Consider the following 15159-nt stretch of genomic DNA (forward strand, 5'->3'; position numbering starts at 1 on the left):
TATGGAAGGGGGGAATAGTGTGAAAATAGATGTTTTAGTAGCAGAGATAGGTAGCACAACTACTGTTGTAAATGCATTTAATGATATAAACACAAATAACCCTAAATTCATAGGACAAGGTCAAGCTCCTACTTCAGTTCTTGAAGGTGATGTAAGAATAGGACTAAATGGAGCAAGAGATAGTCTAGCCAAAAGCTTAGGTGAGAATAAAATTGAATATGAAGAAATGCTTGCTACATCAAGTGCAGCTGGTGGACTTAAGATGACAGTTCACGGATTAGTATACGATATGACTGCAAAAGCTGCAAAAGAAGCAGCTCTTGGTGCGGGAGCTATTGTACATAATGTTACGTCTGGAAGGCTTAGAAGAACAGATTTGAAAAAAATAAAAGAGTCACGTCCAAATATAATATTAATCGCTGGTGGTGTAGACTTTGGAGAAAGAGATACAGCTATTTATAATGCAGAACTTATAAATAATATGAATCTTGATATCCCTATTATTTATGCAGGAAATATAGAAAATCAAGAAGAAATTAAACTAATATTTGAGGGTATGAAATCAAAACTTTATATAGTAGATAATGTATATCCTAAGATAGATTTATTAAATGTAGAGCCAACTAGAAAAGTAATACAGGATGCTTTTGAAGAGCATATAATACATGCACCCGGAATGGAACATGTTAGAGAAATAATAAATGGTCCTATTATACCTACTCCTGGCTCTGTAATGGAGAGTGCAAAACTACTTTATGAAGAAATAGGAGATTTGATAGTGTTTGACGTAGGAGGAGCCACGACAGATTTACATTCGGTAACAGACGGAAGTGAGAAAATAAATAGAATACTTTTAAGTCCAGAACCTTTAGCAAAAAGAACTGTAGAAGGTGATTTAGGAGTATATATAAATATGAAAAACATAGTTGATTTAATAGGGAAAGATAAACTATCTAAAGAACTGGGGTGTGATTTTCAAGACTTAATAGACAATCATGTTCCTATACCGAAAACTAAACAACAAATAGAATTCGTTGAAAGGTTAACACAAGAAGCGACACTACGAGCATGTGAAAGACATGCAGGTAGAGTTAGAGATTTATATGGTGCAGGAGGAAGAACATCTATAGCTGAAGGAAAAGACCTAACAGAAGTTAAGTATATAGTTGGTACTGGAGGAGCCTTGACTAGGCTACCTTTAAGGGTTAAAATAATGGAGTCAATAGCAAAATCAAATACAACAAAAATGAAGTTATTTCCATCTGAGGAAGCCAAAATACTAGTTGATAATGATTATATTATGGCGTCTTTAGGAGTTTTGTCTAAGAGACATCCTAAATCTGCATTACTTCTTATGAAGAAGAGTTTAGGAATATAGGGGGGAATAGTATTGTATCCGAGAATAGAGATAAATTTAGACAAATTAAAGCATAATGTGAGTTTACTGAGTAAACAATGTATGAAAAATAATATAGAAATGGCTGTAGTCACCAAAGTATATTGTGCTTTTCCTGAAATTGTAGATTACATAAAGGATAGTGGAGTTAAGTATATAGCTGATTCTAGAATAAAGAACCTAAAAAAGCTAAAAGATATAAATCTTGAAAAAATACTTATAAGAATACCTATGCTTACAGAAATTGAAGATGTAGTAAAGTATTCAGATATAAGTCTTAACTCTGAATTTGAAGTTATAAAAAAGATAGATGAAATTTGTGAAAAATTAAATAAAAAGCATAAAATAGCTTTAATGGTAGATCTTGGAGATTTAAGAGAGGGTTATTTTAAAGAAGAGGAACTATTTGAGGTTATAAGAAAAATTTTAAAGCTTGATAGCATAGAATTTGTTGGACTTGGAACAAATTTAACGTGCTATGGAGCTGTAATACCTTCAAAAGATAACTTAGGAAGACTATGTGAACTTGGAGAAAAAATAGAAGAAAAATTCGATATTAAGCTTTCTTTTATATCAGGGGGAAATTCAAGTTCACTTCACCTGCTAGATAAAGGTGAGATGCCTGATAGAGTTACTAACTTAAGACTTGGGGAGGCAATAGCTCTTGGAAAGGAAACGGCTTATTCTCAAGATATAAAAGGGGCTTATCAAGATGCATTTAAGTTAGTATGTGAGATTGTAGAACTTAAAGAAAAACCATCTATACCAATAGGAGAGATAGGAGTAGATGCATTTGGAAATAAGCCACACTATGAAGATAAGGGTATTAGAAAAAGAGCAATAGTGGGAATAGGAAAACAGGATACCAATGTAGATGGAATGAGTACGGTTGATCCAAAACAAGAAATATTAGGAGCAAGCTCAGATCATTTAATAGTTGATGTTACAGACAGTGATAAAGAGTATAAGGTAGGAGATACTATAGAATTTAATCTTGAATACGGTGCATTAATGGCAGCTAGTACTAGTGAATATGTAAATAAGGTATTTAAATGTGAAGAAAAGTTATCAGAGAATGTATAGAGGATAGTCGACCTTAATGGGTTGGCTATTTTTTATCGTGTCATAAAAATTAAACGAAAAATGATACTTATTAAAATATTGTTAATCTATTAAATATGATTTACTCCAATTTTAATAAGTATCATTTTAATGTGTTATCTATATTTGAGTGAAGTAACAATAGGTAAATTATGTTAAAATATATCTAAAAGTAAGTAACAAACATGTGTATATTATATTAATATAATTTAAACTATTATAATAAAATAGGAGGAGGAAAGAATGGCTATAAAAGACATACTGTTATTAGGGAATGAAAATTTATATGAGGTGTGTAGAGCAATTTCAAAAGATGAAATTAATAAAGCTGAAGAAATTGTTAAAGATTTGCATGATACGATGATGAATTTTAGAGAAAAGTATGGATTTGGAAGAGCAATAGCGGCACCTCAAATTAATGAGCTTTATAGGATAATATACATGAATTTTGATGATAACTCAATAGTTTTAATAAATCCGCGACTTGAGTTTGTTGATGGTGAAAAGTTTGAAATGTGGGATGATTGTATGAGTTACCCAGGGCTAGAGGTAAAACTACATAGATATAAAAAGTGTAAAGTTTATTATAAAGACTTGGATTGGAATGATTGTATATTAGAACCTAAAGGGGATTTGTCAGAATTAATACAACATGAATATGACCACCTTGATGGTATATTGGCTGTTCAAAGGGCAATTGATAACAAGTCATTTAGAATAAATAAAAATAAGGCCGGATGTTTTTAGAAATAAGAAGAAATGATGATTTTAAAAAATAAATATTACAGCTATTTAATACAGGAACTCAGAAATTATGAGTTCTTTTTTGATAAAAATATTGTATTTCATATTACTATATAAAGTTAAACTTAATTTATATAGAGTTTTTACTACAGTTGAACTTTTAGTTTTCGGATAAAATTAATATAATGAATGATTTATATATATAACAAAATGTTGACTATATACAACAAAAATAGTATCTTATATATAAGAGGTGGAGGTTTATGGCAAAACGTAAAAAGTTATTTAATACAAAAATAAAACTTCTCAGGACTGAAAAAAATTTAACTCAAGAGGATTTAGCTATAGAGTTGGGGATAAACAGAGGTACTGTTTTGGAAATTGAAAGAGGTACTTTTAATCCTTCACTTAAACTTGCTTTTGCTATATCTAAATATTTTGATAAGACTATTGATGAAATTTTTGAAATTCTGGAGGAGATAGAGGAATGATTAATATGGGAGAACAATTAATCGGGATGCAGTCGGTACTAGCAACTATTGTGAGTGCTGTATTTTTATTATTAGCTTTGATGGATAAGGATGAACTAGAGGAATTTGCATTCAATAATGCATTAAAAATATCATCTGTAATTAATATAATAGCATTATTGGGATATACCTTATATTCAATTTCTTTAGGACGCAAAGATATTAGTATCAATGTGATTTTTCATATAATTGAAGAAATGTGTATCCTAACATTACTAGTATATTATATATATCTAAAGGGTTTTAATTTTAAAGCCAAAATAAAAAGTGAGAGTATAATAAATATATTAATCTATAGTTCAATTACTATAAGTATTTTAGCAACAATAAGTATGTTATTTGAATTTGAACTTTTTGAAAATAATACAGGATTTATTAGATATGATGAATTAATTTTATTTTTAAATGCAATATTATTCACATTGATAATACCATCACTTCCAAAAAGAAAAAAACTTAATCTTGAGGAGTATAAGAAAGTAAAAAAAGAAATAGATAAGGATTTTAAGACTATGTATTTATTTTATATGGTTATTCTGGGACTGGGTATTGTGTATATTACTTGTAAAAAGATGAACATCATATAAAAAGAGGAGAGATTCGATGAACAAAAATATAAATCTTCCGAAAATGATTACTGGAATAGTATTAATGCAGCTTGGGGTATTATTTTTAAGTATGTTTACGGGAATAGAAAATTGGATTAATACTAAAACTTTGATTATATTAATAGGAAGTATGATTTTATACCCGATATATATAGGAATTATAATTATTATTAATATAAGAAAGTTAGAAAAAGGAAATTTGAAAAAAAGATCAATAGGATTTATTAAATCATTTTTAGGGCTTAGTCTACTTAATTATATTTGTAATTATTTTAAAATATCAAATAGTAGTTTATTAAGTTTGATTTCAACTGCTTTTGGGGTATCTTTTGGCATTTACTTCATGGATATAGCATGGTTAAAGAAAAAAGAAAAGTACAGTTTAGATTATATATACAAAAAAAACAACATTACATAAATTTATTATAAAGAGAATTTAATATATAGTTAAAATAGTCAACCAAACGGTTGACTATTTTAATTCTAATTTATTTTTTAAATTCATTTATAAATTCAAGTACAGCTTCTTTTTTAGTAGCCCATGAGGTAACTAATCTGATAGCAGAATGATTATTATCTATTTTTTTCCAAGTATAAAAATTAAATTTTTGCTCTAGTCTTTCTATTATTTTATTTTCTAAGATAGGGAAAATTTGATTCGTTGGAGAGTCTATTAAAAACTTGCAATTAGATTCTTTTAGACCAGCATTTAAAAGATAAGCCATTTCATTAGCATGATTTGCAAGTTCAAAATAAAGATTATCAGTAAATAATTGTTCAAATTGAATTCCTAAAAGTCTTCCTTTTGCAAGTAATGCTCCTTTTTGTTTTATATGATACCTAAAATCTTCTTTTAAATTTTCATTTTTTATTACTAAGGCTTCACCAAGGAGGGCTCCGTTTTTTGTTCCACCAATAAAAAATGCATCTGTAAAATTACACATATCAGATAACGTTAAATCAGCTCCTTTAGCACAAATAGCAGAACCTAATCGTGCTCCATCTGCATATAATATAAGGTTATTGGATTTACAAAATTCATTAAGGTTTTTAAGTTCTTCTTTTGTGTATATTGTACCTAGTTCTGTTGGATTAGAAATATATACAAGCTTTGGTTTTACAACATGTTCATTTGAATGAGAATCTAATATGTTTTCAATTTTATCTGGATATATTTTTCCGTCATCTGAATCTACTGTAATTACTTTGTGCCCTGTATATTCAATTGCTCCAGTTTCATTAACTGCAATATGACCTGTATTAGTAGATATACAAGCTTCATGAGGTTTTAAAAAAGCTCCAATTGCTGTAAGGTTTGTTTGAGTTCCTCCAGATATAAGGTGAACATCAACGTTTTTATTATGTATTAAATTTTTTATTTTGGAAACTGCATTTTGGGTATGTCTATCATATCCATATCCTTCTTCTTGAGTCATATTTGACTCTATTAAGGCATTTAAAATTTTTGGATAAGCACCCTCGCTATAGTCATTTTTAAAGCTATACATGATAATCCTCCTTTAGTATATGAAATTATTGAATTTTCAGTTGATTACAGTATAGATAAAAATAGAAGAATTTTCAACTAGTTTTAAATCAAATTAAATAAAATAGTAAGGGATAAAAGCAATTAATAGAATAATTGAAGTGCTATCGGATGTAGGTGATATGAATTGTTTATAGATAAATTTACAAATATATGATAATCTAGATTTGGAAATATAACCTAGATATTACAAGGAGGTAAAATGTGATAAATAAAAAATTAACTTGGATTTTTAGTGTGTTTTTCTTAGTTACAATGATGGCTGTAGTTATGGCTGGAAATGGATGTTATAGACTCAACACATATAAATATATTATATACATTTGGAATTTGTTTTTAGCCTGGATACCATTTATGTTTGCTTTGATAGTACATAATAGATATTATAAAGGTAGGGGACATATAAACAATATAGTAATGTTTATATGTATGTGCATATGGTTGTTATTTTATCCTAATTCTCCTTATATAATAACTGATTTTATACATATAAGTACATCAAAATATATATTCAAAATAGAAGACACTCTGGAATTTCAAAGGAACTTTTGGATATGGTATGACTTTATACTTATAGCGTTTTATGCTTTGATAGGATACCTACTAGGTGTAGCATCTTTATATTTAAATCAGATAATAGTTAAAGATAAGTTTAATAGTTTTGTATCTTGGATATTCGTAAGTATTGTATCTTTTCTTGCTGGATACGGGATATATTTGGGCAGATTCGTTAGATTTAATAGCTGGGATATAGTATCAAATCCTATGAAGTTATTTGGATACATTGTAAATAGTTTTAAACTCGAAGCTATATATTTTTCTTTGATGTTTGGAATGGTTTTATTGTTTACTTATGTACTTGTGTATAGTTTGATAAATTTTAAGAACAATCCTGAATAAAGGGTTGTTTTTTTGATATAATTATAGTCAATAATTATTTTGGAGATGATAATTTGATATACCTATTAAAAAATCTTATAAACAATCTAGGATATGTAGTCTTAATTGCTTTTATGATATCAAAGATAAAAAGCTTTAAGAAGATAATACAAAAAGATGAATTCACATATAGAGATCTCTTTGTACTATCTGTTATATTTGGTACGTTTGGGGTACTTGGAACTTATATAGGAACAGATGTTAGAGGTGCTATAGCAAACACTAGAATAATTGGGGTTATGGCAGGGGGAATACTTTGCGGCCCGTTTGTTGGAATATTATCAGGTATAATAGCAGGGCTTCATAGATACTTGATAGACATAGGAGGAATAACTGCTTTCCCATGTTTTGTAAGTACAGTAATTGGAGGTATAGTATCGGGAATTATATACAACAAAGCAACTAATAAGAGTAGGTGGATATACGGAATTTTAGGTGGAATACTAGTTGAAAGTATAAGCATGGGACTTATTCTATTGCTTTCAAGACCGTTTACAGTAGCTCTTTTAATAGTTAAGAAGATATATATACCAATGACCCTAGTTAATGGAATAGGTATAGGAATCGTAATATTAATTACCGAGAATATATTTGAAGAAAAAGAAGAGATTGCTGCAAGGCAAGCAAAATTAGCTCTTGAAATAGCTAACAAGACTCTTCCTTATTTCAGAAATATAACTAATGATTCTTTAAAACAAATATGTAAAGTTATAAAAGAAAGTGTAGGAGCTAGTGCTGTGTCTATAACGGATAAAAAGTATATATTAGCTCATATAGGGGATGGAGATGATCATCATATAGATGGTGAGAAGGTATTGACTCGTGCTACTGAGAAGGTAATAGAAACTGGCGATATAGTAATACTTAGAACTCATATACAAATAGATTGCCCGAATGCAAATTGTCCATTGAAATCTGCTATAATAATGCCTTTGAAGGATAGTGAATCTGTAGTTGGAGCACTAAAAATTTATTATAATAAGGAAGATTGTATAACTTTTAAAGATGAAACCTTAGCAATTGGTCTTTCTCAGATAATATCGACTCAGCTTGAAATAGCTAAAATAGAAAGGCTCAAAGAGATGACAAATAAAGCAGAGATAAAGGCTTTGCAAGCTCAGATAAATCCTCATTTTTTATTCAATGCACTAAATACTATAGTGTCATTTATAAGGGTAAATCCTGACAAAGCAAGAGAACTTATAATAAACTTATCTACTTATCTTAGATACAACCTAGAGATAGGTGAATCATGTGTTGATATAAAAAAGGAACTAGACCAAGTTAAAGCTTATGTTGAAATAGAAAAAGCTAGATTTGGAGATAAATTAAATGTAGTATATGATATAGATGAGAGTATAGAAATAAAAGTTCCAAGTCTTATAATACAACCTTTAGTAGAAAATTCTATAAAACACGGAATAATAAAGGGAACAGGTAGTGGATGTGTAAAGGTAAAAGTTCAAAAAACGTATGATGATAACGTTGAAATATCTATAGAAGATAATGGTATTGGCATAGATGAGAAAATAATAAAAAACATATATAAGAGAAACATGAAGGAAAACAAGATTGGACTTTTAAACGTGCACAATAGAGTAAGGCTTATATATGGAAAAGGCCTTGATATACAAAAACTCGATAAAGGGACAAAAATAAGCTTTATAATATATCGTGAAGGAAAGAGGAAATAATATGAGATGTATAATAGTAGATGATGAATCTCCTTCAAGAGATGAGCTTAAGTATTTTATAAATAACTTTAGTTCAATAGAGATATTAAAAGAATTTGATGATTCACTAGATGCTTTGAAATTTATAGAAAGCAATGATATAGATGTTATATTCCTTGATATAAATATGCCAAAGTTAGACGGTGTTTGTCTAGCTAGGGTTATAAATAAGTTTAATAAAGATTTTAAAATCGTTTTTATAACTGCATATAAAGAACATGCCATAGAAGCATTTGAACTGGAGGCATTTGATTATATATTAAAGCCTTATTCTGAAGCAAGAATACTTACTACTTTAAAAAAAATAGAGAGATTAGAGGTTTGTGAAGAAAAAAAATGTATATGTGATAGAGTAACTGTTTTAAAGGATGAAAAAATGATAGTCGTAAATATAAAGGATATATATTATTGTAAATCATCAGAAAGAGATACTTTAGTTTATACAAAATGTGAAGAATATACTGTTAATATGAGTATATCTGAGTTTTATAATAAGGTTTCGGGGTATGATTTTTTCAAAAGTCATAGATCTTATATTTTGAATATAGATAAAATAGAAGAGATAATACCTTGGTTTAACAACACTTATAATGTTAAATTAAGAGACTTAGATATTAAAATTCCTGTTAGTAGAAAAAATATCAAAGAATTTAAGCACATAATGGGCATATAAATGCACTTTATGTGTTTTTTTTTGCATTTCATGCCAAATTTAAATTTTTAAACAAAAACTTTATTATAATTTAGTTAAAACTAATTAAATTTTAAGGAGGGAACATAATGATAACGTTTTTCTCAGCAATTATACTTTTAATCTTAGGATATTTTATATATGGTAAATTTGTAGAAAATATTCTTGGAATCGATGATTCAGAAGTTACACCGGCTATTGAAATGGAAGATGGTGTAGATTATATACCTATGAGTTGGCCAAGGATTTTTCTTATTCAGTTTTTAAATATTGCAGGACTTGGACCTATATTTGGAGCGGTAGCAGGGGCTTTATGGGGACCAGCAGCATTTTTATGGATTGTATTTGGATGCATATTCGCAGGAGCCACACATGACTTTTTATCAGGATATTTATCTATGAAACATAAAGGTACTAGTGCATCGGAAATAGTTGGTATCTATTTAGGAGAAACTGTAAAGAAGATAATGAGAGTATTTACAGTAGTATTGTTAATATTAGTTGGAGTAGTATTCGTTACAGGACCAGCTGGACTTTTAGCTAATTTAACTTCATTTGACAAAGGATTTTGGGTTGTAGTAATAATAGCATACTATATATTAGCAACTGTACTTCCAGTTGATAAATTAATAGGAAAGATATATCCAGTATTTGGAGCCTCTCTTCTTATAATGGCTATAGGTATAGCTGGAGGATTAGTTGTAAAGGGATATCATATACCAGAAATAACTGTTTCAAATCTACATCCTAAGGGAACTCCTATATTCCCATTTTTATTCATAACTATAGCCTGTGGTGCTATTTCAGGATTTCATGCTACACAATCTCCTCTTATGGCTAGATGTGTTAGAAAGCAAAGTGAAGCTAGAAGAATATTCTATGGATCTATGATAGCAGAAGGAATAATAGCTTTAATATGGGCAGCAGCTGCTATGACTTTCTTTGGAGGAACTGAAGGACTTGCTGTTGTACTTGCCAAAGGTGGAGCGGCCGTTGCAGTTAATGAAATATCAACTTCTTTACTTGGAAAATTTGGAGGATTACTGGCTTTACTTGGAGTTGTTGCGTGTCCTATAACATCAGGAGATACTGCATTTAGAAGTGCAAGACTTACCATAGCCGATTCTATAAATTATAAGCAAGATAGTTTAGTTAAGAGATTTTCAATAGCATTACCATTATTTGCCATAGGCATAGCGCTCACATTTATGGACTTTAATATAATTTGGAGATATTTCTCTTGGGCTAATCAAACTTTAGCTATGATGATGTTATGGGCAGGAGCTGCTTATTTAACTAAAGAAAATAAAAATCATTGGATTGCAAGCATACCGGCTGTATTTATGACTATTGTAACAACGGCTTATATAATACAAGCACCAGAAGGATTTAAACAATCTTCGAGCATTGCAAATCCTATAGGGATAGTGTTTGGACTTATAATATTTGGATTGTTTTTATCTAGAAAAAACAAGAACAAAGATAAAATAGCTGCTTAATCGGTGTCTTAAAATGAAACATGTGTATTGTTTTAATACACTAAGAAAAGGATATCAAATTATAAGTGTATCAATATGAAACAAAAGGTATGGTTCGACTGAATCATACCTTTTTAATTTCTAAAAAACATATTATTTTATACATAAAGTATATAATTTATACATATTGATAATTATATTAAAACTTAGGTAATTTTATTAAAGAAGATTACCTAGAAGTTTATTTAAAATATTAGTATTTTCAATAGAAATGTAGAACCTCTTCATGGAATATATGCTTAAAATTATAAAATAAAGTGCAGCAAGGTATAGAAAAAATATAAAAATATTAAAAAAATAAAGATGAATATACAGACTTGGTATAGATATTGCTTGATAAAAGAATACTATAAAATAGAAGAGAAAGGGGGATTTATATGGAACATTCATCTATTTCATATATATCTTTATTAATAATAATTGTACTTGCAACATTTGTGCCTATATTAATAACTAGAATTAAGTTTATACCAGTACCTATAGTGGTTGGAGAAATACTATCGGGGATGATTATAGGAAAGAGTGGGTTCAATTTAATCCAAGATAGCCCACAGCTTGAGTTCTTATATACATTTGGATTTGCATTTTTGATGTTTTTATCAGGTCTTGAAATAGACTTTAATTTGATGAAGCCAACTAATAAAAATTTGGAATCTAAATGGTATAAAAAACCGTTATTAGTAGCTATAATTTTATTCTTTATAACATTGGTTCTATCGTTTGGAATATCATATGTTTTTAAAGTATTTGGACTTGTATCTAATGTAGCTCTTATGAGTTTGGTACTCAGTACTACATCTTTAGGAATAGTGGTTCCTATATTAAAGGAAAAAAATATAATAAACTCAGAATACGGTCAGACTATACTACTTACTGCTTTGATATCTGATTTTGTAACTATGGTACTTATAACGTTTTTCGTTACATTTTATACATCAAAGGCAGCGTATGAAGTTCTTTTGGTTTTGCTATTGTTTGTTGCTTTCTTTGTTTTTTATAGAATGGGACTTCGATTTGTAGTAAACAATAAGATAGTAAAAGAACTAGCAGATACTACGTCGCAGATAAAGGTTAGAGGGGCATTTTCTTTAATATTAATATTTATAGCTTTAGCTCAAAGTCTTGGTACTGAAATTATTTTAGGAACGTTTTTAGCTGGACTTATAGTTGCCCTTTTAGACGAAAAAGATAAATCGGATTTGTATGTTAAACTTGATGCGATAGGATATGGATTTTTTGTCCCTATATTCTTTATAATGGTCGGTGCTAATTTTGATATTAAGTCTGTTATTAGCAATCCAAAATCAATATACCTTGTACCAGCCTTATTAGTTGCTGTATATGCAGTGAAAATAATACCATCTTTACTTCTAAGGTTTAATTTTTCTATGAAAAAGAGTATAGCAGCTGGATTTTTGCTATCATCAAGACTTAGTCTTATTATAGCTGCAAGTGCAATTGGGTTAAAGCTTGGGCTAATAAAAGAAGAAACTAATGGTGCAGTTATTTTGGTAGCTATAATAACTTGTACTTTCTCACCTCTTGTGTTCAATCAGATGATGCCTAAAGTAAATTTAAAAAACAAAAAAAATGTATTTATAATAGGTATTAATGATAAGAGTATGTTACTTGCTAGAAGACTTAAGAAATTTGAAATGAATTTGAGTTTCATAACATATAATAAATCTCAATTTGATAAGATAACTGAGATTGGAGAAACTGTATATTTAGGAGATGCAACTGATGTTAAATGGCTTGAGAAAATAGGAATAAAACAAGCAGATACTGTTGTTGTTGCAAAAAGTATAGAAGATATGAATACAGAAATATGCAGAATATGTAAGACGAAATTTGGTATAGAGCATATAATACTTTTAACAAATAGCCAGTCAATACCTAAAGGAGAGGCCTTATACGGGGCTATGAGTGTATCTCCAGAGTTTGCAACTGCGTTTATGGCGGAACATTTTATAATACATCCAAAGGCGTTTTCTTTACTATTTGTTGAAGAAGATGATTTTATAATAGAAGAAGTATATCTTGAAAATGAAGAATACTTCCTTAAACCATTAAACAAGGTAGTTTTACCAGGAGATTGTTTAATTCTATCAATATTAAGAGGATGTGAAAAAATAATACCTCATGGATATAATATACTTCAACCAGGTGATCTTATAATGATTGTTGGGGAAAGTCATAATGTGAAAAAAGCAAAAAATATTCTTGGAAGAATAAAATAAAACAGCTATTTATATAAATAGCTGTTTTATTTTTTTGTATGTAAATTAATATATTTACTTTTAATATTAATGATGGTATAATTAATAGACGAACTTTAACTTTAAACGTTTCGGAATTAGAATTTACAAATCTTGATGAAATTCTTACCTAGATACAATGTCTAAATTCAATTAATCTAAGTGAATAAGCATAATTAGAACTGTATAAACAATAATTGACTGGTTAAATGTCGAAAAATGTCGCAAAACGTCGGGTTCATAACTTAATTAAGCTATAAAAATTTTATAGTGTAATTTTTTATATAAATAGAAACAACTTATAATCAACTATGAAAATGTTACAACAGTATGATTTTTCATATTTAAAATAAATAATGTAATACAAGGAGGTTTTATATGGAAAACAATAAGAGAAAGATTTCATTAAAAAGAGCTGAGGAGTTAAAGGGTAGAATCGAGGATTATCTACAAGTCAAAAAAACTATACCTAAGGGCTTAGAAAATCAAGAAAATCTAATTGAGAGAAAAAATAAAATTCTATCTGTTCTTGGAGGAACAGAGGAAGATTGGAATAACTATAAATGGCAACTATCTAATAGAATCGGAGATGTGGATACTCTATCTAAAATACTGGATTTAACAGATGAAGAAATCAACAAAATAGAAGAGGTAGGAAAACAATTCAGATGGGCTGTATCTCCATACTATTTAAGCTTAATAGATCCAAAAGAAAAATTTGATCCTATAAAACTTATGTCTATACCTGAATTTATAGAGATTCAAGATGATGTAGATGACTTAGATCCTATGGGAGAAGAGTTTACAAATCCGGCCGGAAGTATAACTAGAAGGTATCCTGATAGACTTATAATAAATGTTACTAACGAATGTGCTATGTATTGTAGGCATTGTCAAAGAAGAAGAAATATAGGTCAATGTGATGAAGCTAAGTCTAAAGAAGTTATACAAGAGTCTATAGATTATATAAGAGACAATGAAGAAATAAGAGATGTACTAATAACAGGGGGAGATCCTCTTACGTTAAATGATGATTATTTAGAGTGGATAATAAGTCAATTAAGAGATATTCCTCATGTTGATTATATAAGACTTGGAAGTAGAACACTAGTTACTATGCCTCAAAGAATTACTGATGAATTTTGTGATATGATTAAAAAATATCATCCTATATTTATAAATACACACTTTAATCATCCTATGGAAATTACACAGGAGACTAAGACTGCTTGTGAGAAACTTGCAAATGCTGGAGTACCTCTTGGAAATCAAGCGGTATTATTAAATGGTATAAATAATGATAAGTTTGTTATGAGATGTTTAAATCACGAACTATTAAAGTGTAGAGTAAGACCTTACTATATATTCCATGCGAAGCATGTTAAGGGGACTACTCATTTTAATACTTCTATAGATGATGGAATTGAGATAATGGAGTATCTAAGAGGCTATACATCTGGAATGGCTGTTCCAACTTATATAGTTAATGCTCCAAAAGGAAAAGGTAAAACTCCTATACTTCCTCAATACTTAATATCGAGAGGAAAAGATTTTGTAATGATAAGAACTTGGGAAGGTGAAATAGTAAAGTATGAGAATCATCCTTCTGTAGATATAAAAGAACACTTAACTTATATGGATTCTTTAGCTTAATTGAATTGTTAGTTTCATAAGTAGTCTTTGACAATAATAATATATTGTGATATAATATATTTTGTTGAAAAATTAAATGATGAGTAAGTCGGATAGTTGCGTGTGCAAACACGAGGAAAGTCCGAGCTCCGTAGAGCAGGGTGCTGGGTAATACCCAGTGAAGGTGACTTTAAGGACAGTGCAACAGAAATAAACCGCCATAATTTATTATGGTAAGGATGGAAAGGTGAGGTAAGAGCTCACCAGCAACTAGGTGACTAGTTGGCTATGTAAACCCCACCTGGAGCAAGACCAAGTAGGAACTAGAAAAGGGAGTTGCTCGTTCCCTTTCCGTAGGTAGGTCGCTTGAGCCTATTGGTAACAATAGGCCTAGATAGATAACTATTCAAGACAGAACTCGGCTTATAGATTTGCTCATTTTA

The 15159-nt window shown here is 29.2% G+C and carries 13 protein-coding genes and 1 other RNA gene; 13 read left to right on the forward strand and 1 reads right to left on the reverse strand.

Annotated features, from left to right (window positions below; genetic code table 11):
- Position 1 precedes the first annotated feature (1 nt).
- The 6 genes from Tmeso_RS02215 (at position 2) to Tmeso_RS02240 (ending at position 4797) form a co-directional block, all read left to right on the forward strand.
- Positions 2-1378 (forward strand): GlmL-related ornithine degradation protein, encoded by a 1377-nt coding sequence (locus tag Tmeso_RS02215; protein ID WP_187296205.1) that lies wholly within the window; start codon positions 2-4, stop codon positions 1376-1378.
- Positions 1379-1390: 12 nt separating this feature from the next.
- Positions 1391-2479 (forward strand): ornithine racemase Orr, encoded by a 1089-nt coding sequence (gene orr, locus Tmeso_RS02220; protein WP_099187813.1) that lies wholly within the window; start codon positions 1391-1393, stop codon positions 2477-2479.
- A gap of 261 nt (positions 2480-2740) precedes the next feature.
- Positions 2741-3244, forward strand: coding sequence for a peptide deformylase (locus tag Tmeso_RS02225; RefSeq protein WP_099187815.1), 504 nt, complete (start codon positions 2741-2743; stop codon positions 3242-3244).
- 260 nt (positions 3245-3504) lie between these two features.
- Positions 3505-3732 (forward strand): helix-turn-helix transcriptional regulator, encoded by a 228-nt coding sequence (locus Tmeso_RS02230; protein ID WP_099187817.1) that lies wholly within the window; start codon positions 3505-3507, stop codon positions 3730-3732.
- Entirely contained in the window at positions 3729-4358 is a 630-nt protein-coding gene (locus Tmeso_RS02235) for a hypothetical protein (RefSeq protein ID WP_099187819.1), read from the forward strand. The genes Tmeso_RS02230 and Tmeso_RS02235 overlap by 4 nt, the downstream gene beginning before the upstream one ends.
- 16 nt (positions 4359-4374) lie before the next feature.
- Positions 4375-4797 carry a hypothetical protein gene (locus tag Tmeso_RS02240; RefSeq protein WP_099187821.1) on the forward strand — a complete coding sequence of 141 codons (423 nt, stop codon included), beginning with the start codon at positions 4375-4377 and terminating at the stop codon, positions 4795-4797.
- Positions 4798-4867: 70 nt separating this feature from the next.
- Here Tmeso_RS02240 and Tmeso_RS02245 read toward each other — a convergent pair whose 3' ends face one another.
- Complete coding sequence (locus tag Tmeso_RS02245; RefSeq protein ID WP_099187823.1) at positions 4868-5887, reverse strand: threonine aldolase family protein; 1020 nt, start codon at positions 5885-5887, stop codon at positions 4868-4870.
- Positions 5888-6129: 242 nt separating this feature from the next.
- Between Tmeso_RS02245 and Tmeso_RS02250 the strand changes: the two genes are divergently transcribed.
- The 7 genes from Tmeso_RS02250 to rnpB all read left to right on the forward strand — a co-directional run bounded on the left by Tmeso_RS02250 (position 6130) and on the right by rnpB (position 15158).
- The gene (locus Tmeso_RS02250; protein ID WP_099187824.1) at positions 6130-6825 is read left to right on the forward strand and encodes a DUF1361 domain-containing protein; all 696 of its coding nucleotides are present in this window, start codon (positions 6130-6132) and stop codon (positions 6823-6825) included.
- 53 nt (positions 6826-6878) lie between these two features.
- On the forward strand, positions 6879-8558 hold the full coding sequence (locus tag Tmeso_RS02255) for a sensor histidine kinase (RefSeq protein WP_099187825.1): 1680 nt from the start codon (positions 6879-6881) through the stop codon (positions 8556-8558).
- A gap of 1 nt (position 8559) precedes the next feature.
- Positions 8560-9270 carry a LytR/AlgR family response regulator transcription factor gene (locus Tmeso_RS02260; protein ID WP_099187826.1) on the forward strand — a complete coding sequence of 237 codons (711 nt, stop codon included), beginning with the start codon at positions 8560-8562 and terminating at the stop codon, positions 9268-9270.
- Positions 9271-9377: 107 nt separating this feature from the next.
- Positions 9378-10787 carry a carbon starvation CstA family protein gene (locus Tmeso_RS02265; RefSeq protein ID WP_099187827.1) on the forward strand — a complete coding sequence of 470 codons (1410 nt, stop codon included), beginning with the start codon at positions 9378-9380 and terminating at the stop codon, positions 10785-10787.
- 416 nt (positions 10788-11203) lie between these two features.
- Complete coding sequence (locus Tmeso_RS02270) at positions 11204-13066, forward strand: monovalent cation:proton antiporter family protein (RefSeq protein WP_099187828.1); 1863 nt, start codon at positions 11204-11206, stop codon at positions 13064-13066.
- A 396-nt stretch (positions 13067-13462) separates the two neighbouring features.
- The gene (gene eam / locus Tmeso_RS02275) at positions 13463-14737 is read left to right on the forward strand and encodes a glutamate 2,3-aminomutase (RefSeq protein ID WP_099187829.1); all 1275 of its coding nucleotides are present in this window, start codon (positions 13463-13465) and stop codon (positions 14735-14737) included.
- An 80-nt stretch (positions 14738-14817) separates the two neighbouring features.
- An RNA gene (gene rnpB, locus Tmeso_RS02280) (RNase P RNA component class A) lies at positions 14818-15158 on the forward strand.
- Position 15159 lies beyond the last annotated feature (1 nt).

Source organism: Tepidibacter mesophilus, from assembly GCF_002724055.1.
Classification (GTDB): Bacteria; Bacillota; Clostridia; order Peptostreptococcales; family Peptostreptococcaceae; genus Tepidibacter_A; species Tepidibacter_A mesophilus.